22 protein-coding genes, 1 other RNA gene and 1 pseudogene are annotated in these 24,014 nt (G+C 57.3%); 4 read left to right on the top strand and 20 right to left on the bottom strand.

Features of this window, described 5'->3' with window-relative positions:
• Nucleotides 1-20 precede the first annotated feature (20 nt).
• From murG to rsmI, 12 genes and pseudogenes are all read right to left on the bottom strand, one after another.
• Complete coding sequence (gene murG / locus BF12_RS0104880) at nt 21-1,082, bottom strand: undecaprenyldiphospho-muramoylpentapeptide beta-N-acetylglucosaminyltransferase (protein WP_024951303.1); 1,062 nt, start codon at nt 1,080-1,082, stop codon at nt 21-23.
• A gap of 107 nt (nt 1,083-1,189) precedes the next feature.
• Nucleotides 1,190-2,407, bottom strand: a complete 1,218-nt coding sequence (gene ftsW, locus BF12_RS0104885) for a putative lipid II flippase FtsW (protein ID WP_024951304.1) — start codon at nt 2,405-2,407, stop codon at nt 1,190-1,192.
• Entirely contained in the window at nt 2,400-3,884 is a 1,485-nt protein-coding gene (gene murD, locus BF12_RS0104890) for a UDP-N-acetylmuramoyl-L-alanine--D-glutamate ligase (protein WP_248623621.1), read from the bottom strand. The genes ftsW and murD overlap by 8 nt, the downstream gene beginning before the upstream one ends.
• A 12-nt stretch (nt 3,885-3,896) precedes the next feature.
• A pseudogene (mraY, locus tag BF12_RS18740) lies at nt 3,897-4,978 on the bottom strand (phospho-N-acetylmuramoyl-pentapeptide-transferase).
• Nucleotides 4,979-4,987: 9 nt separating this feature from the next.
• On the bottom strand, nt 4,988-6,430 hold the full coding sequence (locus BF12_RS0104900) for a UDP-N-acetylmuramoyl-tripeptide--D-alanyl-D-alanine ligase (protein WP_035159118.1): 1,443 nt from the start codon (nt 6,428-6,430) through the stop codon (nt 4,988-4,990).
• Nucleotides 6,427-6,834 (bottom strand): glutamate ligase domain-containing protein, encoded by a 408-nt coding sequence (locus BF12_RS23335; RefSeq protein WP_345917361.1) that lies wholly within the window; start codon nt 6,832-6,834, stop codon nt 6,427-6,429. Before BF12_RS23335 ends, BF12_RS0104900 begins: the two co-directional genes overlap by 4 nt.
• A gap of 17 nt (nt 6,835-6,851) precedes the next feature.
• Nucleotides 6,852-8,060: a Mur ligase family protein gene (locus BF12_RS18745; protein WP_345917362.1), complete on the bottom strand. Its 1,209-nt coding sequence runs from the start codon at nt 8,058-8,060 to the stop codon at nt 6,852-6,854.
• Nucleotides 8,061-8,166: 106 nt separating this feature from the next.
• Nucleotides 8,167-9,828 carry a peptidoglycan D,D-transpeptidase FtsI family protein gene (locus BF12_RS0104910; protein ID WP_051510759.1) on the bottom strand — a complete coding sequence of 554 codons (1,662 nt, stop codon included), beginning with the start codon at nt 9,826-9,828 and terminating at the stop codon, nt 8,167-8,169.
• A gap of 116 nt (nt 9,829-9,944) precedes the next feature.
• Entirely contained in the window at nt 9,945-10,265 is a 321-nt protein-coding gene (gene ftsL, locus BF12_RS0104915) for a cell division protein FtsL (RefSeq protein ID WP_024951308.1), read from the bottom strand.
• Nucleotides 10,266-10,517: 252 nt separating this feature from the next.
• Nucleotides 10,518-11,486, bottom strand: a complete 969-nt coding sequence (rsmH, locus tag BF12_RS0104920) for a 16S rRNA (cytosine(1402)-N(4))-methyltransferase RsmH (RefSeq protein WP_024951309.1) — start codon at nt 11,484-11,486, stop codon at nt 10,518-10,520.
• A 287-nt stretch (nt 11,487-11,773) separates the two neighbouring features.
• An RNA gene (gene rnpB, locus BF12_RS21050) (RNase P RNA component class A) lies at nt 11,774-12,126 on the bottom strand.
• A 222-nt stretch (nt 12,127-12,348) separates the two neighbouring features.
• Nucleotides 12,349-13,209 (bottom strand): 16S rRNA (cytidine(1402)-2'-O)-methyltransferase, encoded by an 861-nt coding sequence (rsmI, locus tag BF12_RS0104930; RefSeq protein ID WP_024951310.1) that lies wholly within the window; start codon nt 13,207-13,209, stop codon nt 12,349-12,351.
• Between the two features lie 305 nt (nt 13,210-13,514).
• On the opposite strand from rsmI, the gene BF12_RS0104935 reads away from it, so the two are divergent.
• Genes BF12_RS0104935 through BF12_RS0104950 form a run of 4 tightly spaced genes read left to right on the top strand, consistent with a single transcriptional unit; the run spans nt 13,515 to nt 17,054 of the window.
• Complete coding sequence (locus BF12_RS0104935) at nt 13,515-15,416, top strand: penicillin-binding protein activator (RefSeq protein ID WP_024951311.1); 1,902 nt, start codon at nt 13,515-13,517, stop codon at nt 15,414-15,416.
• 1 nt (nt 15,417) lies between these two features.
• Nucleotides 15,418-15,822 carry a YraN family protein gene (locus tag BF12_RS18750; protein WP_051510743.1) on the top strand — a complete coding sequence of 135 codons (405 nt, stop codon included), beginning with the start codon at nt 15,418-15,420 and terminating at the stop codon, nt 15,820-15,822.
• Nucleotides 15,823-15,843: 21 nt separating this feature from the next.
• On the top strand, nt 15,844-16,437 hold the full coding sequence (locus BF12_RS0104945) for a phosphoheptose isomerase (RefSeq protein ID WP_024951313.1): 594 nt from the start codon (nt 15,844-15,846) through the stop codon (nt 16,435-16,437).
• 38 nt (nt 16,438-16,475) lie between these two features.
• On the top strand, nt 16,476-17,054 hold the full coding sequence (locus tag BF12_RS0104950; protein WP_024951314.1) for a BON domain-containing protein: 579 nt from the start codon (nt 16,476-16,478) through the stop codon (nt 17,052-17,054).
• A gap of 132 nt (nt 17,055-17,186) precedes the next feature.
• On the opposite strand, the gene BF12_RS0104955 is transcribed toward BF12_RS0104950, so the two are convergent.
• The 8 genes from BF12_RS0104955 to zapE form a co-directional block, all read right to left on the bottom strand.
• A complete protein-coding gene (locus BF12_RS0104955; RefSeq protein WP_024951315.1) occupies nt 17,187-17,762 on the bottom strand; it encodes a ClpXP protease specificity-enhancing factor in 576 nt (191 codons plus the stop codon).
• A gap of 155 nt (nt 17,763-17,917) precedes the next feature.
• On the bottom strand, nt 17,918-18,544 hold the full coding sequence (sspA, locus tag BF12_RS0104960) for a stringent starvation protein SspA (protein WP_024951316.1): 627 nt from the start codon (nt 18,542-18,544) through the stop codon (nt 17,918-17,920).
• Between the two features lie 217 nt (nt 18,545-18,761).
• A complete protein-coding gene (locus BF12_RS0104965; RefSeq protein WP_024951317.1) occupies nt 18,762-19,541 on the bottom strand; it encodes a cytochrome c1 in 780 nt (259 codons plus the stop codon).
• Nucleotides 19,538-20,800, bottom strand: coding sequence for a cytochrome b (locus BF12_RS0104970; protein WP_024951318.1), 1,263 nt, complete (start codon nt 20,798-20,800; stop codon nt 19,538-19,540). The genes BF12_RS0104965 and BF12_RS0104970 overlap by 4 nt, the downstream gene beginning before the upstream one ends.
• On the bottom strand, nt 20,800-21,396 hold the full coding sequence (gene petA / locus BF12_RS0104975) for a ubiquinol-cytochrome c reductase iron-sulfur subunit (protein WP_024951319.1): 597 nt from the start codon (nt 21,394-21,396) through the stop codon (nt 20,800-20,802). Before petA ends, BF12_RS0104970 begins: the two co-directional genes overlap by 1 nt.
• A gap of 216 nt (nt 21,397-21,612) precedes the next feature.
• Nucleotides 21,613-22,002, bottom strand: a complete 390-nt coding sequence (rpsI, locus tag BF12_RS0104980; protein ID WP_024951320.1) for a 30S ribosomal protein S9 — start codon at nt 22,000-22,002, stop codon at nt 21,613-21,615.
• A 13-nt stretch (nt 22,003-22,015) separates the two neighbouring features.
• Entirely contained in the window at nt 22,016-22,444 is a 429-nt protein-coding gene (gene rplM / locus BF12_RS0104985; protein WP_024951321.1) for a 50S ribosomal protein L13, read from the bottom strand.
• Between the two features lie 250 nt (nt 22,445-22,694).
• Entirely contained in the window at nt 22,695-23,852 is a 1,158-nt protein-coding gene (zapE, locus tag BF12_RS0104990) for a cell division protein ZapE (protein ID WP_035159168.1), read from the bottom strand.
• Between the last annotated feature and the right edge of the window lie 162 nt (nt 23,853-24,014).

Here is a 24,014-nt window from a genome sequence, read left to right on the forward strand (position 1 = left end):
CAGCACCACGATCAGAATTCCTAGCGTTCAAGGCGAGTCTCCATGCAGCCTGCCAGCATGGTCGCAACCGCGTCGAGGTCCGCGCTTTCGCGGGCGCGAGCGGCCATGCCAGTGAGTATCTTGGGATCAAGCAATTCACCCAGCGTCTCGGAAAGACATTGGGCGTTCAGCGTATTCTGGGGCATCAAGCGTGCTGCATCAGCGGCCACCAACACCGTGGCATTGATGGTCTGGTGATCATCCACTGCGTGAGGAAACGGCACGAAAATGGCAGGACGCCCCGCAGCAGCAAGCTCGGCTACTGTCAAAGCGCCTGCACGGCAGACCACGAGGTCTGCCCATGCATAGGCTTCAGCCATATCAGTAATGAACTCACTCACCTCGGCCTCTACCTTGGAAGTCGCATAGACAGCAACGGTCGCGTCACGCTTGTCACGACCCGCCTGATGACGGACGACAGGACGCTCAGACTCTGCGAGCAGTGCCAGCGCGGGTGCCAGCTGCTGATTGAGCGCCTGAGCGCCCAGCGAGCCCCCCATCACCAACAGACGCAGCGGGCGTTGTTCAAGCTCAGTGACATCGCGTGCCACAGCACCTACATCGGCAATCTCATCACGTACCGGATTGCCCACCACCTGAGCGCCACGCACCGGCGGAAAAGCTCCGGGGAAGGCGGCATAGACACGCGTTGCCATCCGGGCCAGTACCTTGTTGGTCAGGCCGGCAATCGCGTTCTGCTCATGAATTACCAGCGGGATACCTTCAAGACGCGCCGCGAGCCCACCTGGGCCACTGGCAAAACCTCCCAGGCCCACGACCAACACAGGCTTGAGTTCACGAATGATACGTCGCGCCTGCAGCACGGCTCGCGTCAGACGAAACGGAATCGCCGCGTAACCGACAAGACCCTTGTCACGCAGACCCGCCACTTCGACGCGATGTAGCGGATAACCCACCTCAGGCACCAACCGATTCTCGATACCGCGCGGACTGCCCAACCAGTGAATTTCATGGCCAACATTCTCCAAGGCGCGCGCCAATGACAGGGCGGGGATCACATGCCCCCCCGTCCCGCCGGCCATCATCAACACCACGCCGGCTGATGCCGTGACAGGTGTTTCGAGAACAGTACTTGTCTCTGCGACGCCAGGTTCGACCGTAGAAGGAGTAGAGGATGCGGAAGAAGACGTCATGCCTTGGCTCCTTGAGGGGTGTCAGTGGGCTTCTTGGCCTTGCGCCGTGGCGTGGCAGTCCCACGAGAAAGTGCACGGACCTCGGCGTCGATACGCAGTAAAATAGCCACCTGTACGCAGCTGATAATCAGACTGGAACCGCCGTAACTCATCAGCGGCAACGTCAACCCCTTGGTCGGTAGCAGACCACTGGCCACACCAATATTGATAAAGGCCTGGGCACCAAATACGAGAGCGATACCGTAACCGAGGTAAGCACTGAATGGCATGTTCGCCAGCTCCGCACGACGACTGACCTTGAATGCACGGTAAATCAGCAAGGCAAACAGGCCGACAACCGCCATGGCACCGATCAACCCAAGCTCCTCGGCCAGCACCGCAAACACAAAGTCAGTATGCGCTTCCGGCAGATAGAAGAGTTTCTGCACACTGTTGCCCAGCCCCATGCCAGTCAGATGCCCACGGCCGAATGCGATCAACGCCTGCGTCAGCTGGTAGCCACTGTCATACATGTTGGCCCAAGGATCGGTATAGGTCGTCAGGCGCTCCCAGCGATACGGCTCAGCAATGGCCAGCAGCCAGCCGCCGCCCAAGGCAAGCACCAGCAGCACGATAAAGCCCCACCACGCCACACCCGATAGCAGCAACATACCCATGACAGCGCCACCCATGACAACGACAGACCCGAAGTCAGGCTCCAGCGCCAGCAATAACACCATCAACATCAACGGTAGGCACGGTAGAATCAGGCCATTGACGACACTGCTACGGACCTTGTCCAGCCGTCGATCGAGGTAACCGGCCAGCCAGATCATCAGGCACAACTTGGCAATTTCCGATGCCTGCACCCCCCCGATAATAGGCAGCGGAATCCAGCGCTTTGCGCCGTTGATCTCACGCCCGACCACCAACACCACTACCAATAATGCAAAGCCAAGCATCAGCATGGCAAAGCTCCGCTGCTGCCAGGCAGACATTGGTATTCGAAGCGTACAGCAGGCGGCGACCAATCCGATCAGGATGAAGATGCCGTGACGCAGACTGTAGTAAAAAGCGTTGCCATCGAAGCGCTCGCTGGAAATTTCACTGGAGGCTGAGGTCACCATCACCCAGCCAATACACAGGATCGCTATCGACGCAAAGACCAACCAGCCATCGATGGGCTGTTGATCAGTGTTCAGGGTGTCACGCAGTCGACTGGCCTTGTCACGCATCACGTTCTTCCTCACCGGCACTCTCAATAACGACATGCTGTGCAACCCAATCACGGAAGACGTCACCCCGCACCATGTAGTTGGCAAACTGATCCAGACTCGCACACGCAGGAGATAGCAGCACGCAATCTCCTGAGCAGGCCGCTTGCTGCGCCTGTGCCAGCGCATCAATCAGCGTATTCACACGCGTCACTGTCACGCTGTCAGGCAAGGCGGCAGCCAGCAATGCGGCATCCTGACCGAAGACCACTACCTCACGCGCATAGTCTAAAAGCGGAGCCGCCAGCGGAGAAAAGTCAGCCCCCTTGCCCTGGCCACCAGCCAACAATACCAACTTGCCGTCAAGCGTCGGCCCAAGCCCAGCAATCGCCGCCAGCGTCGCCCCTACATTGGTGCCCTTGGAATCATTGATCCAGCGCACGCCATGTCGGTGAGCAATCAGCTCGCCACGATGCGGCAAGCCGGCAAAGCTCTCGAGCTCGCTCACCATCGCCGCTTCATCAAGACCGATCGCCGTGCCCATCGCCAGCGCCGCCAACGCATTGGCCTGATTATGTCGTCCCGCCAAGCGCACAGCCTCTGCTGGCATGATCTCGTGCAAGCCCTGCGCTTCGACATGACACAGAGAGAGCGAACCACCCTTCCCTGCCAGGCACCACTCCGCCGCGTTATTGCGTGATTTCTGGCCTTCTAGCACATCCAGCTGAACACTGAAGGAGACTCGCGATACCAAATCATCTTCCGCTGGCCAACTCCAAGCATCATCAGCATTGATGACCGCCAAACCTGCACCACGGAAAACGGCGCGCTTGGCTGCCTGATAGCCAAGCATGCCGTCATGACGATCGAGGTGGTCTTCAGAGAGATTGAGAAAACAGGCAACGTCAGCCTTGAGCTCAGGCGTCGTTTCGAGCTGGAAGGAGGACAGTTCGAGTACGTAGAGCTCGGCATTCGGCTGCTCACGCAGAAGCGTCAGTGCAGCCGTACCCAGATTGCCGCCTACTGCGACGTGGCGACCCGCGCGCTCAGCCATCTGCGCCACCAGCGTGGTGACAGTCGATTTGGCGTTGGAGCCTGTAATCGCCACCAGTGCCGGGCGTTTGTACTGCTTATGCAGGCTGTCAGCTTCACGTTCATCCAGTGCACGCACGAACAATGCTATTTCGCCGACGAGTCGCTCACGCACAGGATCGAAAACTGCCTGACGTGGGTCAATGCCCGGGCTAAGCACGACTTCATCGAAGCGTGATAGGTCCAGCGCTTCCAGCGGCCCAAGATATACGGATGCTTGTGGAGCGTACTCGCGCAGCCTCTCGAGACCGGGCGGTGCACTACGGGTATCGGCAACCGCGAAATCGATCCCACGGTCACTCAGATGTTGAGCAATTGCCTGGCCGGAAACACCAAGACCGACCACCAGGGTCGGTCCTTTGGCAAGCATCGGCGACGCCGGTGCAGTGACAGCAGAGAGGGTCATCACAGGGCGTCCTCAGCGAACCTTGAGTGTGGCCAGGCCAAGCAGCACCAGCACGACGGTGATGATCCAGAAACGCACGATAACGCGCGGTTCCGGCCAGCCCTTGAGCTCGAAGTGGTGATGCAGAGGGGCCATTCGGAAGATACGCCGCCCTGTCAGCTTGTAGGAACCGACCTGCAGAATGACTGACACGGTCTCCATCACGAATACGCCACCCATGATGAACAGCACGATTTCCTGACGCACGATGACCGCCACGACACCCAATGCAGCACCGAGTGCCAGCGCACCCACATCACCCATGAAGACCTGAGCCGGATAGGTGTTGAACCATAGGAATCCGAGACCGGCGCCAGCAATGGTGGCGCAGAATACTGCCAACTCACCGGAACCCGCGATGAAGGGAATGTGCAGGTACTCGGCAAACTTCAGATTACCCGAGGCATAGGCGAAGATCGCGAGCCCCATGGCCACCAGCACGGTCGGCATGATTGCCAGACCGTCGAGTCCATCAGTCAGATTGACGGCATTCGAGCTACCGACGATGACAAAATAAGTCAGCACGATATAAAACAGGCCCAACGGAATGGCAACGTCCTTGAAAAACGGCACCAACAGGCCAGTCTCTGCAGGGGTACTCGCAGTGAGATACAGCACCACCGCAGCACCGAGGCCGACCACCGACTGCCAGAAATACTTCCAGCGTGCCGGCAAGCCACGCGGATTCTTCTCCACGACCTTACGATAATCATCCACCCAGCCAACGATACCGAAGCCCAGTGTTACGCCAAGCACCACCCAGACATACAGGTTGGTCAGGTCGCCCCACAAGAGCGTCGAAAATGCCATCGACAGCAGAATCATCACACCGCCCATGGTCGGCGTACCAGCTTGGACAGATGAGACTTGGGGCCATCATCACGCACGGCCTGGCCAATCTGACCGTCGACAAGTTTGCGGATGACCCAAGGCCCAAGCCATAAGCACAACAGCAGTGCCGTCAGCGTGGCGAGCACTACACGCAGGGTTAGATAGTTGAAAACCGTGAAGGCGCCATTGAATTGGGCCAGAAACTCAGCAAGCAGCAGCAGCATGACTCACATTCACCTTGATGCGTCGACCTTGAGCGCGGCAATGACATTCTCCATGCCGGCGCTGCGAGACCCCTTGACCAATACACTGGCCCCGGTGGGTAGATGGGTACGGACATAGGCTTCCAGCGCCGTCCGCTCGATAAAGTGCTTTCCACCAGCGCCAAAGGCCTCGGTCGCAGCCTGAGCCTCTTCGCCGCAAGTGGCAAAAAAATCTATGCCGAGCTGGCAAGCATAAGCCCCCACTTCGGCATGCAGTCGTTCAGCGTCGTCTCCCAACTCGCCCATGGCGCCCATCAGGCACCAGCGTGGCGCCGGTAGACTGGCCAGCAACTCGAGTGCAGCCATCATGGCACCAGGGTTCGCGTTATAGCTGTCATCCAACAAACGCGAGCCGTTGAGACCTGCCACGACACCCAGTCTACCCGGTGCGCTTTCGGCACTTTCAAGCCCCTCGACCACCAACTGGCTGTCAACACCCAGTGCCAGGCACGCCGCTGCTGCCGCCAGCGCATTGGCTACATTGTGCCGCCCTAGCAGCTTGAGCTGAACGCGCCCAAGGGACTCACCATCAAACGTCAGTTCGAAAGCATAACGCCCGAGGCCATCCGCGCCTAGGTCACGCGCCTGTAGCCGCGCAGAATCATCATTCGTGCTCATCAGGCTGAAATCGATCACCTCGATGGCCTGGCCTGTGGCCGCCAGCGACTGCCAGAGCGGGAAATAAGCATCATCACGGTTAAGTACCGCGACCGGTCGCCGGCCACTCAATGGACTAAGCCCCGCCAGAATCTCGCCCTTGGCTTGCGCAATCTGCCCCATGCCACCAAATTCACCGACATGAGCGCCAGTGACATTGGTAATCACTGCCACCTGTGGGCGTGCCAGCGCTGTAGTCCAGGCGATTTCACCGAGATGATTGGCGCCCAATTCAACGACAGCGTGCTGATGTGACTCGTCAAGACGCAACAGTGTCATCGGCAGACCGAAATCGTTATTCAGGTTGCCATGATTGGCAAGACTCTCGGCCTCAAAGCGCGCAGCATCGCGTGACAGGATCGCGTGAATCAGTCCTTTCACGCTGGTCTTGCCACTATTGCCAGTGACAGCAATCAGCGGGCGCCCCCAACGTCGACGACGAGCCGCCGCCAGCAGGCCAAACGCCAACCGCGTATCCGGCACGATGATCTGCGGTAACGGATCATCCATCTGCCGCTCGACAAGTGCTGCTACGGCACCATTTGCACGTGCTTGCGCTAGAAAATCGTGAGCATCGAAGCGCTCTCCCCGCAGTGCCACAAATAACGGTGCGGGCTGATCCGAGAGCTTGCGTGTGTCCGTTTCGATTGCGCCCAGCGGCTGGCCTACCAAGGTTTCAGGCAAGCAGCAGCCTAACGCCTGCGCCAGCTCATCAAAGGAATCCAGCCCGATCTGAAGGGCATCACCCGCATTCATGCGTCACTCTCCTGACCTTCCAGAGTGGAGAATTCGCGACGTTCAAGTGCAGCGACTGCGTGCTCAACATCAGAGAACGGCAGACGCTGACCGCAGACTTCCTGGTAGTCCTCATGCCCCTTACCGGCAATCAGAATGACATCATGCTCACCAGCCTCGCGAATGATCTGTGCGATGGCTTCTCCACGATCGGCGATGTTCTCGATACGCTCACATGCGTGAATGCCTTCCATCATCTGTTGACGGATACCGGCAGCATCTTCATTACGTGGATTGTCATCCGTAATCACGACGCGATCAGCCCCCTGCTCGGCTGCGCTCGCCATCAGCGGACGCTTGCCAGCATCGCGATCACCGCCACACCCAAGGATGCACCACAGACGCGCATCGTCACGCGCTGGCAAATGAGCACGCAAGGCTGTCAGGGCAGTTTCGACGCCTCCGGCGTGTGGGCGTAATCCACCACGACTACTGGCGCGCCTTCTCGTGTTAGACGCTGCATGCGTCCGGGCACAGGCGTCAGACTCGGTGCAGCAGCAAACAATTCTGCCAATGAGTATTCCAGACCATGCAGGATCAACATTGCCAGCAGCGCATTATCAAGATTGAAGCGCCCCATCAGGTTGAGTCCAAGCTCACGCTCACCGTCTGGCGTCGCAATCACTGCCACCTGCCCCAACAGCTCCGGGAAGACATCCAATACCCGCAGCGTCGCGACATCATCACGCCCCATCGCCAGCACTCGCACGCCACGTTGCATGCCAGCAAGCATCAGGCGCGCCAATGCATCATCGGCGTTAAGTACCGCCAACGAGAGCTCCGGGCGCTTGAATAGCTTCGCTTTGGCTGCCGCGTAGGCTGCCATGCTGCCGTGGTAATCCAAGTGATCACGCGAGAGATTGGTATAGCCCGCGACGGTAAAACGACAGCCATTGACCCGCCCCTGATCAAGCGCATGGGAAGAGACTTCCATCGCGATCAGCTCGGCGCCCACCAGACTCAATCCCTTGAGCGCTGCCTGTACCGCCAGCGCATCAGGCGTGGTGCGCTCACCTGCGACCAGCGCACCGGGCCGACCCACACCCAAGGTGCCGACCATGCCAGCAGGCGTACCCAATGCTTCTGCCAATTCAGCGATGTAATGGGTAACCGAAGACTTGCCGTTGGTGCCCGTGACCCCGATCAGAGTCAATGATTCGGGGACGCCAAAAGCCTGACGGCCCAGCTCACCGAGCTGCCCACCAAGGTCCTCAAGCCATATGACAGTCTCATCGTGTGCGTATGCGGCAATTCGCACATCGTCTACGTCAGCTCGCTCAGCCAGCACCAGTGCGGCGCCGTTCTGCTGCGCTTGAGCAATATAATCACGGCCATCACTACTGAGGCCCGGAATCGCAATAAAGAGAGACCCTACACTCACACGACGGCTATCGATGGTGAGATGCCAATCGGTGCGCGAAGGGAGCGCTGCTGCCAGACAACTGTCATTGAATGCTTGCGGCCACAACATCATGAGGGCATTCAGCATATCACTCGCTGCTGCCACAGGCCGTGCCAAGAACTCGCCAAGACGCTCGCGCGCGTCCTGACTATCTGGCGCTTGCTCGTGAGTAGATCGTGGTGAAGTCATGTCGGAAGACCTTCCTTGTTCCTGCTGCACCGGAACGTATTCGCTACATGATGGATAAAGGCACACTCGCCCCTACGTGGGTCACGCGCATGCCGCACAAAATTCGTTACTCGCCGATCTTGCTGTCCGGTGGCACATCCAACAGACGCAAGGCCTTGCCCGCGACACGCCCAAAGACCGGCGCAGCCACCAGGCCACCATAGTATTCTTGGCCTTTGGGATTTTCGATCATCACTACCGTAACGATGCGCGGATCAGATACCGGTGCCACTCCCACAAATAACGAACGATAAGCCGTCTTCTGATAACCGCTAGAGGTCACCTTGCGCACCGTACCTGTCTTGCCAGCGATACGGTAGCCCTCGACCACCGCGCGCTTGGCAGGGCCGTTGGGCTGCACGATCTTCTCCATCATGCCAAGCAGTGCATGGGCATTATCAGGATCAATCACCTGGTCACCCACGGGGGGCGTCCTCACCTTGAGCAGAGATGGTGGCAGGCGACGGCCATCATTGGCCAATGCCGTAAAGGCGCTGGCCAGCTGCAGTGCCGAGACGCTGATACCATACCCGTAGGACATGGACGCACGCTTGCTCCGTGACCAGTTGGTGGGCGCTGGCAGGACACCAGTGGTCTCTCCGGGGAAACCTGTTCCCGGGCTCTGGCCCAGTCCTAATGAATAGTAGCGATTCCATACGGCATCATCCTCAAGGCTCAAAGCCATGCGACTCATGCCAATATTGGAGGAGTGATAGAGAATACCGGCCATATCGAGCTTTCCGTAATTACGGAAGTCACGAATGGTGAACCGATCAACGCGCATGTAGCCTGGCGTGGTATCGATCACGGAATCGGCTTGATACTTGCCGGAAGCCAGACCGGCGCTCATCGCCAGTGGCTTCATGACAGAGCCAGGCTCAAAGGCGTCCGTGATGGCACGGTTACGCAAGCCAGCGGGATCAAGTCCTGCACGGTTGTTCGGGTTATAGGACTTCTGATTGACCATCGCCAGCACTTCACCGGTACGCGCATCCATCATCACCAGTGTACCGCCATCAGCACGGTGCTCGGCCACGGCAGCCTTTAGCTCACGATAGGCCATGTACTGCAGACGTAGATCAATCGATAGCGTCAGGTCACCACCAGGCTTGGCTTCACTGATCAAGTGCAGATCGCGAACCAAGCGACCCTTACGGTCTTTGAGGACACGGCGCTTGCCCGGCGTGCCGGAAAGATAGGAGTTGTAGGCAAGTTCAAGCCCTTCTTGTCCCTTGTCATCAACATTGGTGACGCCGACCAGCTGAGCGGAAACTTCTCCAGAAGGGTAGTAGCGCTTGTATTCCTGCTTGTGGCTCACACCAGGAATATCGAGATCAATCGCCGGCTGTGCCTGAGGCGGCGTCATCTGACGCTTGATGTACATGAAGCCTTTGCCGCCATCGCGGTACCTGCGGATACGACGGATAAGGTCATCAGGCTTCTGGCCAAGAGCACGTGCGAGAAGTGACAGGCGCACGGGATCATCGGGGACCTTACGAGGGTCAGCCCATAACGTTACGACAGGGGTAGAGATCGCGAGCGGCTCACCAGAACGATCAGTGATCATGCCGCGATGAGCATTGATACTGTCGACACGCAGAGTACGGGCGTCGCCCTGGTCCTGCAGGAACTGCTGATCAAAGAGCTGCAAATAACCAATACGCCCAATCAGCGCCAACAATCCGGCCAGCACGATAAACAGCATGATGCGATAGCGGCCAGCCCCCATTGGGGCGCGGGCACTTTTACGAGCGGCTGCGGCGGCCTTACCACGCAATGCTTTCTCTTTGGAAGCATTGTCACGAGAGGGCTTGTCGCGGGGCGAATCGGGACGACGTGTAGCCATTAGCGAATAACCTCAACGTCGTGCACATCGGGCACGCGCATTTCCAGACGCTCGCTACTGATACTCTCGATGCGCGCAGGCGCAGACCAGGCACTCTCTTCCAGCAACAAACGCCCCCAGCGGGCACGGGCATCATCACGCGCCGCCTCAAGCGTCTGAAGCTGGGCGTACTGAGCACGGGACAGATGGGAGCTGACCACGACAGCAGCAGCAGAACCAAGCAGGCACAGCATCAACACCACGAAACACAGGTGGCGCCAACGCATATGAATCTTGATCGGCCAATTCCCCAACCTGCCACCCTGACTCCGTCCCGCCATGCTGACTCCCTAATCACTCTGAACGTGATGCCCTGCACCACGGATTATCCCTGCAGATTACCATTGTGCGGGATCAACACATCCGTGATCCACACAGCCACGACCGGCGCATTATGTCAGCATGTAGCGCCGGCTGCTAAGAGTTGCCGCAACGCAACGACTCTGTCGCCCACTCACTACAGTGCTCTTACGAGCGCGCCTGCCGGTAGGCAGGCGCAAGAATGACCAAGATACAGATGGTGAGCGGAAACGCTATTTGAGCTTTTCAGCAACACGCATCACGGCACTTCGTGAACGCACATTGGCATTCACTTCACTGTCGGAAGCTTTCTGGGCCTTACCCACTAGAACGAGACGCTTGTTGAGCTGATCTTCACGGATGGGCATGCCACGAGGAGCTTGATCACCACGCGCCTTGTCGCGCATGAAGCGCTTGACGATGCGATCTTCCAACGAGTGGAAGCTAATCACGACCAGACGCCCACCCGGTTTTAACGCTTCAAGACCAGCATCCAATGCGCGCGTCAGCTCATCCAGTTCACCATTGATATGGATGCGGACCGCCTGGAAAACGCGCGTCGCCGGGTGCTTGTGCTTCTCCCAGTTCGGGTGGGCATCCTTGATCAAGCTAGCCAGATCACCAGTGCGTGTAATGGGACGCTCAGCACGACGCTCAACGACGGCACGCGCGAGACGCTTGGCGTAACGCTCTTCACCATAGGTCTTGAAGACCCATGCCATGTCCTCGGCACTTGCGCGTGATAGCCAGTCAGCAGCGCTCACGCCACTGGTTGGGTCCATACGCATATCAAGCGGGCCGTCATTCATGAAGCTGAAGCCACGCTCCGCATCATCCAACTGTGGAGACGACACACCAATATCCAACAGAATGCCGTCCAGCTGACCATCCACACCTTCACGCTCGGCATACTCTGCAAGACGCGCAAACTCACCAGAATGAATGGTGAAGCGTTCATCCTCGATAGTCGCCGCTTCTGTCAGGGCCTGTGGATCACGATCACAGGCAATCAACCGACCATCAGCGGCAAGGCGCGACAGAATCAAGCGTGAATGACCACCGCGACCAAAGGTGCCATCGAAGTAAGTGCCAGAAGGATCCTGAATCAAGCCATCGACTGCGCCATCGAGCATGACGCTGACGTGCGCGAAGCGATCAATGACATCGGACTCGGCAACAGAAGGAGCACTGGGCTTGGACATGACGAAACTCGGAACCTTGGCACGCGATGCGGGCAGTAAAGCCGACGATAGCGACAACACACTAGCGACGAACAAACGTGAGGAGTGATCACTCTTCAGGGGCGATCAAACAACAGAGACAAATAGAATCAAGACGACATAACCGATAACCGGCGCCTGTCATGACCTCATGTTCGTTGCCATTCAGCCAGCAATGGTCAATCACGAAACACAAAGCGGACGGCGCCGGTTATGCGGATCATAGTACCTGCAGCAAAGCGACTCGCTGCAGAGCACATTCAATGTAAGGCGGGAGACGGCCGATAAGCCGGGTCTTGTCGTGGACAGTCATTCATCTAGGCCCTGAATCACTTCAGGGCTCAAGCAACCAACCCGCCCCCACTGCGGGCAGCAGCATAGGGGGCCTATTTGGTCTTGCTCCAGGTGGGGTTTACCTCGCCACGAACTGTTACCAGCCGCGCGGTGCGCTCTTACCGCACCCTTTCACCCTTACCGGCCAACCGAAGTTGACGTAGGCGGTCTTCTCTCTGCTGCACTTGCCGTCGGCTCGCGCCGCCCAGACGTTATCTGGCACCTTGCCCTATGGAGCCCGGACTTTCCTCCCCCAACCGAAGTTGGCGGCGACTGTCTGGCCGTCTCCCAAGCGCGCAAGACTAGCAGCGTCACGCCGCTTTCACAAGCTGAAGCACTGCAGATCATCACATCGCTCTACGCCAAAAATACTGTCACGGCAAACACTTGGCGTTTTCGGGCAGCAGGGGAAATAGAAAAATCAATTCCGCCATGACAGAGAAGATATGCCGGGAGAGCAGCACAGACAGCCACCATCGCCACCCTAGCGCTCACCACCCACCCACTTTTACTAGTCAACCGCATCCTTTATGGCCTGCGCCTTGGCGTACCAGGACTTCTTGCGGCCACCGACAAGACGGGTCGCGATAGCGGCCATCTGCTTGACGCCAACACCTTCTTCGAACAGCACTTGCAGCAAAGCATCACCTTCGACGCTGGCAGCTTCATCGCCCTCGCGCGCCGGCGCACCTTCGATCATCACGACGAACTCACCGCGAGTCTGGTCACTATCTTCTTCCATGCGCACCAGCAACTCAGCCGCCGTACCATCAAGAAATGTCTCGAAAGTCTTGGTCAGCTCACGTGCAAGCACTACACGACGCCCGCCCAGCACATCCCGGATATCGCCGAGCAGTGCCTGAATACGGTGCGGAGATTCATACAGCACATGCGTGGCGCTATCGTCACGTAACGCGACGAGGCGTGCTTGACGCGGCCCGCCCTTATGGGCCAGAAAGCCCTCGAAAGTAAACCGATCGGTCGGCAAACCGGCGGCACTCAAGGCTGTAATGAGCGCACAGGCACCGGGTAGCGGTACAACCTTGAAGCCACGCTCACGCAAAGCGCGCACAAGGATAAAGCCGGGATCGGAGATCAACGGCGTGCCCGCATCGGAAACCAGTGCGACACGACGCCCTTCTTCCAACGCCTGACAGAGCTGCTCGACTCGACCGCGTTCATTGTGGTCATGCAACGACATCATGGGGACTTCCAGCCCCAGATGGCGCAGCAAGCGTGCGCTATGGCGGGTATCTTCGGCCGCGATCAAATCAACCTCACCCAGCACCCGCGCCGCGCGCGCGCTGAGATCATCGAGGTTACCAATCGGTGTGGCGACCACGTACAATACGCCTTCAGAAGACTCAGACATTCAATGCTTCGACTCGTTGAACTCAATGGTAGAAATGGTCATCAGACGCAGGCAAATTAGCTCACGGTCCAAGGCGCTCCATGCGAAGTCTTTTGTGCCAAGGCTCTGTATCTAAAGCACTATAACTAAATTTCTGCGCCCAAGGCTCTTTGCCCAAGACCCTTAATATTCGCGCACATGCACGATCGAGCGCCATAATGTCTTGTCAAGAACGTCTTCTCAAGAATACCTTCTCAATCCGTCATCACAGTAGGCGGCGACACAGTCTCAAGCCGCCTCGCTCACTAGCCAAGGGACCGTCGTACATGCGACAGACATGGAACCGTGCATCAGCCAGCATGCTGCGCACTTCGTCAGCCATCCGGCAGGAGACTTCTCGTCATCCCCGTACCGGCTTGCGTGCGCTGGCCGGCATGGCCGTATCAGCCATGCTGTTGGCAGGGTGTGCCGGACAATCTCCAATCTCCAGCGGCCCCGGTGCTCAGGCACTGCTCGCACAGGCAGAGCAGCAACAAGGCAAACAGGCCTCCAGCACCCGCCTACGAGCCGCCGATATCCTAGCACGCAGCGGCGACAACGCGCAGGCGATCAACATTGCCGCTGACATCGACCCGACTACATTGGACCCGCAACAACGCATCCAATGGGCTTTGCTGCTATCGCGCGTTGCACTGGAACAGCAGGACGGCTGGAACACGATTCTTGCCACCTCCGTACTCGATGATGATATCCAGATCTCCGACGATGATCAGCGCACGCTGCGCAAACGTCGTGGCCGCGCACTCGGTATGGTTGGCGAACCACTGGCCAGTTCACAGACGCTTATCGCCCTACAAGTCGATACCGATGACCTGAGCATCAATGACACCGTGTGGGAGCAGCTGACACGCCTCTCTCCGGACCAGCTCAATCAACTGGCAAGCGCAAGCGCTACAGCAAGTGGCTGGGTCAAGCTGGCTCGTCTTCAAAGGCGCTATGGCAGTGATATCGAGCAAATGTTCGATGCCATCAATAGCTGGAGCGACGCCAATCCGCAGCACCCGGCTGCCCGCCAGATGCCACAGGGCATTCTTGATTTGCGCGAACTTTCAGGGCAGGAAGTGCGCAAGATTGCGGTCTTCCTGCCAGAGTCCGGCCCGCTCAAGCGAGTCGCTCAAGCGATTCGCGAAGGAATCGAGGCGCGCCATCGCAGTGCTATTGATGATGCCGAAGCCACGCCGCAGTTAAGCTTCTTCGATACCACCAGCGCCGACCTCAAAACACTTTATGCACGTGCCACCATGGAAGGCGCACAAGTAGTGCTTGGTCCGCTTGACAAGGACCTGGTCAGCCAACTGGAAACTCAGGATAACCTGCCGCTACCGACACTAGCCCTTAACTATGGCACTCACGACAGCAACCGTGCGCGCAACCTATTCCAGTACGGCCTGTCTGCAGAAGACGAAGCACGCCAGGTCGCACAGCGTGCCAGGCTGGATGGCCACCGCGGTGCTGCTGCCTTGATTCCCGACAATGCCTGGGGCCAGCGCGTATATGAGGCTTTCCGGGAACGATTCGAGCAGGATGGCGGCGATATCGTGTCGATAGAACGCTACAACCCGAAGGGTGCTGTCAGCAGTGCCGTCAAAGACCTGCTGTCTGTTTCCAGCCAGGATCAAGCACGCATGAAGGCAGCCAAGACAAAAGGCGGTAAATACGGCCGGGCGCATTCTGGAAAGATCGACATGATCTTCCTGCTGGCACTGCCGAGCTATGCTCGCCAGGTACCACCGATGCTAGACTTCTACTATGCGAGCAACCTGCCGATTTATGCCACTTCTCATGTCTATGAAGGTACACCTCAGCCACGCCAGGATGGCGACCTCAATGACATCGACTTTGTGGATATCCCTTGGGAAGTGCCGGAAGCTTCTTCCGGAGGCACTGCATCCCTACCGGATGTCGACACCTATCGCGCCCTATCTGACGCCTCTCCCAGCATGCTCAAGCTCAACGCCATGGGTGTCGACGCTTACCGTCTGGCCCAGCGCGTACCACTGATGCTGGCTGGCGCAGGCGGGGAACTCTTCGGGGCTACCGGTAGTCTCTATCCCCGTCACGATGGCCGTATCCAGCGCACGCTTCAGTGGGCCGAGTTCCGTGAGGGCGTGCCGCGCCCGCCACTGAAAGGTACTGATAGCCGCACTGCCAACGCGTACACGCCCTGATATGTCACGAATTGGCCAGCCGCCAAATAACGACGGCCTTGAGCCTCCACAGCACCGCGCAAGAGCGCGCGGTGCTGTCATCGAGGCTGAAGTTGAACAGTGGCTGACAACGCAAGGCATGACACCCGTCACACGGAATCAGCATGCCAAGGGCGGCGAGGTCGACCTGATCATGCGCGATGGCGATACTCTCGTTTTCGTTGAAGTACGCTATCGTGCCAATAATCGATTCGGTAGCGCGCTTGAAAGCGTGACCAGCAGCAAACAACGCAGACTAATCAAGGCTGCGCGTTTTTATCTAGCCCAGCACGGGCTATCATGTTCCTGCCGCTTCGACGTGGTAGGCGTGGAGGGGACAACCCCTCGATCCATCCAATGGATTCGCCACGCCTTCGAAGCGTTCTGAAGCCAACGACCAAGAGCCATCATGGATTTCCAATCGCGTATTCTCGGCCACTTCAACGCCAGCATCGACACCAAGACCTACGCCAGCGAAGTGCTGCCGCCCTTCATTGAAGCGGCGAGCCAGATGATGGTTCAGAGCCTGGTCAATGACGGCAAGATCCTCGCATGCGGCAACGGCGGCAGCGCTGGTGATAGCCAGCACTTCTCATCGGAGCTGCTCAATCGCTTCGAGCGTGAACGCCCAAGCCTGCCAGCAATTGCATTGACGACGGACACGTCCACGCTGACCTCCATTGCCAATGACTACAGCTACAACGAAGTCTTCTCGAAGCAGATTCGTGCACTGGGTCAGCCTGGCGATGTTCTGCTGGCCATTTCGACCAGCGGCAACTCTGCCAACGTGGTGCAAGCCATTCAGGCCGCTCACGATCGCGACATGCATGTCGTGGCATTGACGGGCCGCGACGGAGGCGACATGGCCTCTTTATTGGGCAGCGACGATTGCGAGATTCGCGTTCCGGCAACCTCTACCGCACGCATTCAGGAAGTTCACCTGCTGGTTATCCACTGCCTATGTGATCTGATTGACCACCAGCTGTTCGGTAGCAACGAATAACCTATTGTGTCGCACGGCGACCTACAGGAGATTACGGCATGACGCCCAAGTATCTGCTTTCCCTCATGGCCACCGCCGGCTTTTTGACCCTCACGGGCTGTACGACCGTAGCCGATCTGACGCACAGCGGTCCGATCGATGAGAACTACGGTGATCGCACGCTCGGTGCCCAGGTAGAAGATGAAAGCATCGAAACCAAGGTCGAGGTCAATCTCGGCAAGGTCGACGCTCGCTTCAATGATGCCCACGTCAACGTCAATGCCTACAACGGCATGGTACTACTGACTGGTCAGGTACCCAGCGATGAGCTCAAGCAGCGTGCCACGGATGTCGCCAAGGATGTACGTCGTGTGCGCCAAGTGCAGAATGCGCTGGAAATCAGCGCCAACGCACCGGCCAGTCAGCGTGTTCAGGACACCTGGCTGACAACTCGCATCAAGGCCAAGCTTGCAGCGGATGCCAACATCGACTCTGGGCGCATTCTGGTGCTCACCGAGAATGCAAGCGTCTACTTGATGGGTATCGTCACGCAATCGGAAGCCAAGCAGATCGTCAACAAGGTGTCTGAAGTCGGCGGCATTCAGCGCATTGCCAAGGTCTTTGAATACCTCGACTGATCAGTGCCAGCATTAGTACATCTGTACGATTCAAATAAAAACGCCCCGCAGACATGGTCTGCGGGCGTTTTTATTTGAACGGCAATCTCACCCTAATCACACTGCGACTATATGAGATCGACGAACAAGATATTACTTGATCACGCGCAGTGAAGGACGCCCCTTACGTGGCGGCTTCGGCTGATCATCACCATCAGTACTCTGTTCATCAGAATCAGATGCTTCGCCATTCTTCACCTCAACAGGACTCTCTTCTGTCGCTGCTGAGGCCTGCTTGCCATTACCTTCATCCACCGCCGCACTAGCACTGCCCACACTGGCAAGTGTCGGTCGCGGCGAAGCACTGGATTCAAGGTCAGCAGCCTCACCGAAGGTCTCTTCGTCTGCACCCGGCATTACCGGTTCATGACCAAAGACCATACCCACGCCATTCTCACGCGAGTAAAGCGCTACCAACGCAGGGGTCGGCACACTGACGTGCATCGGCTGGCCGCCAAAACGGGCATTGAAGCTGACACCTTCATTGGCGATCAACAGATCACGCACCGCACCCGGTGCAATGTTCAACACAATCTGACCATTCTGGACGTGTTGACGCGGTACCTGGACACCATCCTGCTCGGCGTCCACCACAATGTACGGCGTATTGTCGTTATCCAGCAGCCACTCGTAGAGTGCGCGTGCCAGATAAGGGCGACTGGAAAGCATGAGAAAACCTCTTGGACTGCAATGGGTGTCAGCGACAACCGGTGCCTTGTGGCCACCGGACAGTGCCTCACTAGCTATGAAGGCTAGAGATAACCGTCAGGCACAAAGCCTGCCAGCAAGGCTGGCCACCCTCACGATGGCCAACCAGACATGGATCAGAGACGCATTTCACGCTCAGCCTCAGACAACGATGCCTTGAAGGCATCACGCCCGAACAGTCGCTCCATGTAGTTCAGCAGAGGCTTGACCTGCTTCTCTGGCAACTCGATACCCAGTGTCGGCAAACGCCATAGGATCGGTGCAATACAGGTGTCCACCAACGAGAACTCGTCGCTCATGAAGAACGGCATGTCATCGAAGATTGGAGAAATGCCGATCAGGCTCTCACGCAACTCCTTGCGCGCCTTGTCGGCTTCCTTCTTGGTGCCTGTCTGAATGGTTTCCATCATCGGCACCCATTCGCGCTCGATGCGATGCATCCACAAACGGCTCTGGGCGCGCGCAACCGGATACACCGGCAACAACGGCGGATGCGGAAAACGCTCGTCCAGATATTCCATCATGACTTTGGACTCATAGAGCACCAGGTCACGGTCCAGCAGCGTCGGCACACTGTTATACGGATTCAGGTCGGCCAATTCGGCCGGACGATTATCATCATCCACATCAATGATATCGACGGCTACACCCTTCTCGGCCAGTACGATCCGTACTCGGTGGCTGAAGTGGTCGTCACCACCAGAGTAGAAGGTCATCGATGAACGCTTGGCCACAACACCCATGAAACTGTCCTCGCATCTGTTCGAGACATGCCCGTGTCAGCTTTTGGCCTGACAATCGGGGATAAGTTTCCTCTGGTCGGCACATCAATGAAGAAGAACCGATCAAAGGGTCAGCTTTGCGTCATCTTACGGTGACGCAAGCGGGCGCGCGACTGATCAGCCGCGCGCCCGTCACTGCCGACTCGCCATTATCGATGAGCACGCTCAGCAAGTGCCATCAATGAATGTCGCGCCAGTATTCCTTCTTGAGAAGATACGCCAGCAAGGTAAAGATCAAAATGAATATTAACACCTTGGGCGCCATGTTCTCAGCCTTGAGTCGGGATGGCTCGCCAACATAGGAGAGGAAATTAGTCAGATCCCACATGGCTTGATCAAACTCCTGCGTCGTCATACTGCCCGACTGGGTTATTTCAAGCACCTCACAGGACTGATAGCGACCTGTTTCAAGGTCCAGCTCTGCCCCCAGCAGCGCAATATCACTCTGGGTGCACACTTTCTCCTGCACCCCCTGCAGCGGCTCCAGCACGTGCGGCATCCCCACCTGCGGGAAAACAGAGTTATTGACGCCCCAAGGGCGCGACTCATCGCGATAGAAGCTGCGTAGATAGGTGTAGATCCAGTCCGTGCCACGCAGCCGCGCCTCAAGCGAGAGATCCGGCGGCGGCGCACCAAACCAGTCAGTGGCATCCTCGGCACTCATGCCGATACGCATGGTGTCATTGATCTTGAGTTCTGGCGAGAAAATCAAGAATTTCTCGACTAGATCCTCAGGCATGCCCAAGTCCTCAGCAGCCCGTGAATAACGCTGATATTGCAGACTATGACAGCCTAGACAGTAATTGGTATAAAGCTGCATGCCGCGCTGTAACGAAGGTTGGTCTCGCAGGTCTGGCTTCATTGTGTCCAGACGGACTTCACTGCCTGCCGCCATCGCAAGCGCCGATGCAAATAAACCCATCACTGCCAACAGGCAGGTCGCAAGATACTTTCTCATCGGCCTGTCACCCTACCCGGCACCGCTCGCGTCGCTTCGAAGCGCGTGTAGAACGGCATCAGTATAAAGAAGGCAAAATAAGCCACCGTTGCCACCTGCGCAATTATCGTGCGCTCGGCTGTTGGCGGCATCACACCCAGCACGCCCAGTGTCACAAAGCTCACTACAAACACGACAATGGCTATGCGTGACAACCAGCCCTTGTAACGAATCGAGCGAACCGGAGAGCGATCCAACCACGGCAGCACAAACAGAATGGCAATGGCCAACCCCATGACCACGACACCCCAGAACTTGGCATCGACACCAAACAATGGATAATTCACTGCGCGCAGCATTGCGTAGAAAGGCGTGAAGTACCAGACAGGGGCAATATGCTCAGGCGTCTGCAGCGAATTCGCCGGTTCAAAGTTGGGCGTTTCGAGGAAGTAGCCACCGCCTTCCGGGAAATAGAATATTACCGCACAGAACACGAATAGGAAGACCCCCACACCTACCAGGTCCTTCACTGTGTAATACGGATGAAACGGAATACCATCCAGTGGATTGCCCGCTTCATCCTTCTTATCCTTGATCTCGATACCGTCCGGGTTATTCGACCCTACCTCATGCAGTGCCACAAGATGCAGCACCACTAGCCCCACAATCACCAACGGCAGCGCAATGACATGCAATGCAAAGAACCGATTCAAGGTAATACCCGAAATCAGGTAATCACCACGAATCATCTGTGCCAGATCGCCTCCAATCACGGGAATAGCGGTAAACAGGGAGATAATCACCTGCGCGCCCCAATAAGACATCTGCCCCCAGGGCAGCAAGTAACCCATGAAGGCTTCGGCCATCAGCGCCAGATAAATACACATGCCAAAGATCCACACCAACTCTCGCGGCGCTCGGTAAGAACCGTAAAGCAGACCACGAAACATATGCAGATAGATTACCACGAAGAAGGCCGAGGCACCGGTGGAATGCATATAGCGGATCAACCAGCCATATTCCACATCACGCATGATGTACTCAATCGAAGCGAAGGCCCCTTCTGCTGTCGGGGTGTAGCTCATGGTCAACCAGATACCGGTAATGATCTGGTTGACCAGTACCAGCATCGCAAGTGAGCCGAAAAAATAGAAGAAATTGAAGTTTTTCGGCGCGTAGTAGCCCGTCAAATGATCTTGCATCAACTGAGTGGCCGGAAAGCGGTCATCGATCCAGCGCATCACGCCTCGCGGCGCCTTGGGACGGTCAGGATTACCCATCATGCAGTCTCCTCGTCGACACCGATGACCAACACCTGCTCACTCTCGTAGCGATGTGGAGGTACTTCCAGATTCGAAGGTGCTGGCACTCCAGTGAAAACGCGCCCAGCGAGATCGAATTTAGAACCATGACACGCACATAGATAGCCACCCGGCCAATCGGCACCAAGATCAGCCGCGCCTATCTCGGGACGATATCCCGGAGAGCAACCAAGATGCGTGCATATCCCCACCAACACGACATATTCAGGCTTGATAGAGCGCAACACCGCGTCAACGTATGGCGGCTGCTGCGGCCGCTGTGATTCGGGGTCCTGGAGCTCTGCAGGAGGAATGGCACGAATATCTGCAATCATTGCGGGAGTGCGATTAACCACCCACACCGGCTTGCCACGCCATTCAATGGTCATCTGTTGCCCAGGTGCCAGGCGTGAAATATCCGCAGTCACGGGCGCACCCGCCGCACGTGCACGCGCGCTTGGCTGCCATGAGGCCAGAAAGGGAGTCGCGATTCCAACAACGCCTACCGCTCCGACCACGGTTGTCGCACTGACAAGGAAACGTCGCCGTCCTCGATTCACACCGCGGTTTGCCATTTTGTTATTGCCTCCCAAACACCACCGCATGATGCCCAGCTATCCCCTCGCTAAGCATTCGAAGCTTGAATGTATTAAAGGGCAATAAGCGGAACCTAACAACTCAAGAAAATAGCCTTGTAAAAAGCCACTTTCTTCAACTGCACATCAATACAGCAAAAAAAAACGTCCAGCACCTTGCGGGTACTGGACGTTTTTGTGGTCGACGCTGTTCTCTTAACGCTTGGAGAACTGCGGACGACGACGGGCCTTGCGCAGGCCGACTTTCTTACGCTCGACTTCACGAGCGTCGCGAGTGACGTAACCAGCGGCACGCAGTGCCGGACGGAAGTCCTCGTTGTATGCCATCAGGGCACGAGTAATGCCGTGACGGATAGCGCCTGCTTGAGCAGAACCACCACCACCAGCGACAGTGACGTAAACGTCGAACTGTTCGGTAGTTTCGGTCAGCTCGAGCGGCTGGCGAACCACCATGCGACCTGTCACACGACCGAAGTAGTCGTTAAGGTCACGCTGGTTGACGGTGATTTTGCCGGTGCCCGGCTTCATGAAGACGCGCGCGGTAGAAGTCTTGCGGCGCCCGGTACCATAATGCTGCTGTGTCATGGCGATGCTTCCCTCAGATGTTCAGTTCTTGCGGCTGCTGCGCAGCGTGCGGATGCTCGGCGCCAGCATAGACTTTCAGCTTGGACTGCATGGCACGACCCAGCGGACCCTTCGGCAGCATGCCCTTGACAGCCAGTTCGATCACGCGCTCAGGCTTGTGGTCGATCATCTGGTTGAAGGTCATGGAGCGCAGGCCACCCGGGTAACCGGTGTGACGGTAGTAGGTCTTGGCTTCAGCTTTGCGGCCAGTCACTGCTACCTTCTCGGCGTTGATGACGACGATGTAATCGCCGGTATCAACGTGCGGAGTGTACTCGGCTTTATGCTTGCCGCGTAGGCGACGAGCAATTTCAGTAGCCATACGGCCCAGCGTCTTGCCGGCTGCGTCGACGACGAACCAGTCACGCTGGACGGACTGCGGCTTGGCAGTAAACGTCTTCATGGATGAATCACCTATAGTCGGGTCTTGCACTTAGTGCGCGACCAATCCCTATTTTTCTTGGTTGTCCGACGCCTGGCAGTGAGTGACTTGCTGCTTGCGCAGTCATGTTCATCCCATCTCCAGACTGCTCCCGCTCATCAAGAGTGAAGGACTCAGGACGACTCGGGAACCGGTCAACAGTTCGAGCGAGCGCGCATTGTACATGCCAAGCGCGCCCATCACAAAGGCTATTTTGTCTCGCTGCGCAGCCTTACGGCTTGTGCGGTAACGCCAGATATTCGCGCGATTGCATTTCCTGCAGCCGCGACAGCGTACGCTGGAACTCGAAGTCGAGGTTTCCGCCAGTATAGAGGTTCTCGATTGCCATCTCGGCGCTCATCAACAGCTTTACACCACGGTCATAGAACTCATCAACCATGTTGATGAAGCGACGCACCTGGTCATCACTATCACGCCCCATCTGCGGCACTTCAGAAACCAGTACGGTATGAAATTCACGTGCCAACTCAATGTAGTCATTCTGACTGCGCGGGCCATCGCACAGTTCATCGAAATGAAACCACACCACATCTTCATGACGACGTAATGCGTGCAGGACGCGATGATTGATACTGAGGCCTTCATCATGATGACCTTCTGCACCGGCAATGGAGCGAAACTCACGCGCCAGTTTCGCAGCACTGGCATCGTTCAGCGGGCTGTGGAACAGCTCAGCATGTTCCAGTGCACGCAAGCGATAGTCGATGCCCGAGTCGACATTGACCACGGTACAATGACGCTTGACCAGATCAATGGCCGGCATGAAGCGCACTCGTTGCAGGCCATCCTTGTAAAGCTCATCGGGCACGATATTGGAGGTGGCGACCAACACCACACCCTGCCGGAAAAGCTCCTCGAACAAGGTGGCGAGAATCATGGCATCCGTGATGTCCTTGACGAAGAACTCATCGAAGCAGATCACTCGTGCCTCAACGGCAAATTTGGCCGCCACTAGCGTCAGAGGGTTTTTCTCGCCCTTGTAATGACCCAGCTCGTTATGGACACGCTGCATGAAGCGATGAAAGTGCGTGCGCATCTTGTCAGCGAAGGGCAGGCTTTCGTAAAAGGTGTCGACCAGGTAGGTCTTGCCACGTCCCACACCACCCCAGAAATAGAGCCCCATGATTTCAGGCACTTCATCGACTGCTGCCGGCAGTGCAGGTTTACCGAACAATCGGCGCACCTTGGACCCCAAACCACTGTTGCCCGTGGCATCTGAAATCTTGCCAGGTGTCTGGCGCGGGGTACGCACCAAATCGTCATAGAGTCGTTGCAGATGTCGAACCGCATCTTCCTGGGCGGCATCGTAGGCAAAATCATCACGCTTGAGATCTGCCTGGTACTTCTCGAGGGGCGTAAGTGCTGGCATGGAGAAACCCGGTGCAGGCCAGACCCAGCAAATCGCTGCGCCTGACGCGGAAAGGACGAAGATCACACCTGAACGGGCATAACCGGCAGGCAAGGACGAATTTGCGCGGCATTATACGCCTTGAACTGCTCTTTACCCACTGCAGTGCACGTAAATCCACGG

This window comes from Cobetia crustatorum (genome assembly GCF_000591415.1).
GTDB lineage: Bacteria > Pseudomonadota > Gammaproteobacteria > Pseudomonadales > Halomonadaceae > Cobetia > Cobetia crustatorum.

Coding starts and splice junctions, on each gene's coding strand:
- murG (WP_024951303.1), bottom strand. CDS start 1,082: ATGGCCGGCGGGACGGGGGGGCATGTGATCCCCGCCCTGTCATTGGCG.
- ftsW (WP_024951304.1), bottom strand. CDS start 2,407: ATGCGTGACAAGGCCAGTCGACTGCGTGACACCCTGAACACTGATCAA.
- murD (WP_248623621.1), bottom strand. CDS start 3,884: ATGACCCTCTCTGCTGTCACTGCACCGGCGTCGCCGATGCTTGCCAAA.
- BF12_RS0104900 (WP_035159118.1), bottom strand. CDS start 6,430: ATGAATGCGGGTGATGCCCTTCAGATCGGGCTGGATTCCTTTGATGAG.
- BF12_RS18745 (WP_345917362.1), bottom strand. CDS start 8,060: ATGACTTCACCACGATCTACTCACGAGCAAGCGCCAGATAGTCAGGAC.
- BF12_RS0104910 (WP_051510759.1), bottom strand. CDS start 9,828: ATGGGGGCTGGCCGCTATCGCATCATGCTGTTTATCGTGCTGGCCGGA.
- ftsL (WP_024951308.1), bottom strand. CDS start 10,265: ATGGCGGGACGGAGTCAGGGTGGCAGGTTGGGGAATTGGCCGATCAAG.
- rsmH (WP_024951309.1), bottom strand. CDS start 11,486: ATGTCCAAGCCCAGTGCTCCTTCTGTTGCCGAGTCCGATGTCATTGAT.
- rsmI (WP_024951310.1), bottom strand. CDS start 13,209: ATGTCTGAGTCTTCTGAAGGCGTATTGTACGTGGTCGCCACACCGATT.
- BF12_RS0104935 (WP_024951311.1), top strand. CDS start 13,515: ATGCGACAGACATGGAACCGTGCATCAGCCAGCATGCTGCGCACTTCG.
- BF12_RS18750 (WP_051510743.1), top strand. CDS start 15,418: ATGTCACGAATTGGCCAGCCGCCAAATAACGACGGCCTTGAGCCTCCA.
- BF12_RS0104945 (WP_024951313.1), top strand. CDS start 15,844: ATGGATTTCCAATCGCGTATTCTCGGCCACTTCAACGCCAGCATCGAC.
- BF12_RS0104950 (WP_024951314.1), top strand. CDS start 16,476: ATGACGCCCAAGTATCTGCTTTCCCTCATGGCCACCGCCGGCTTTTTG.
- BF12_RS0104955 (WP_024951315.1), bottom strand. CDS start 17,762: ATGCTTTCCAGTCGCCCTTATCTGGCACGCGCACTCTACGAGTGGCTG.
- sspA (WP_024951316.1), bottom strand. CDS start 18,544: ATGGGTGTTGTGGCCAAGCGTTCATCGATGACCTTCTACTCTGGTGGT.
- BF12_RS0104965 (WP_024951317.1), bottom strand. CDS start 19,541: ATGAGAAAGTATCTTGCGACCTGCCTGTTGGCAGTGATGGGTTTATTT.
- BF12_RS0104970 (WP_024951318.1), bottom strand. CDS start 20,800: ATGGGTAATCCTGACCGTCCCAAGGCGCCGCGAGGCGTGATGCGCTGG.
- petA (WP_024951319.1), bottom strand. CDS start 21,396: ATGGCAAACCGCGGTGTGAATCGAGGACGGCGACGTTTCCTTGTCAGT.
- rpsI (WP_024951320.1), bottom strand. CDS start 22,002: ATGACACAGCAGCATTATGGTACCGGGCGCCGCAAGACTTCTACCGCG.
- rplM (WP_024951321.1), bottom strand. CDS start 22,444: ATGAAGACGTTTACTGCCAAGCCGCAGTCCGTCCAGCGTGACTGGTTC.
- zapE (WP_035159168.1), bottom strand. CDS start 23,852: ATGCCAGCACTTACGCCCCTCGAGAAGTACCAGGCAGATCTCAAGCGT.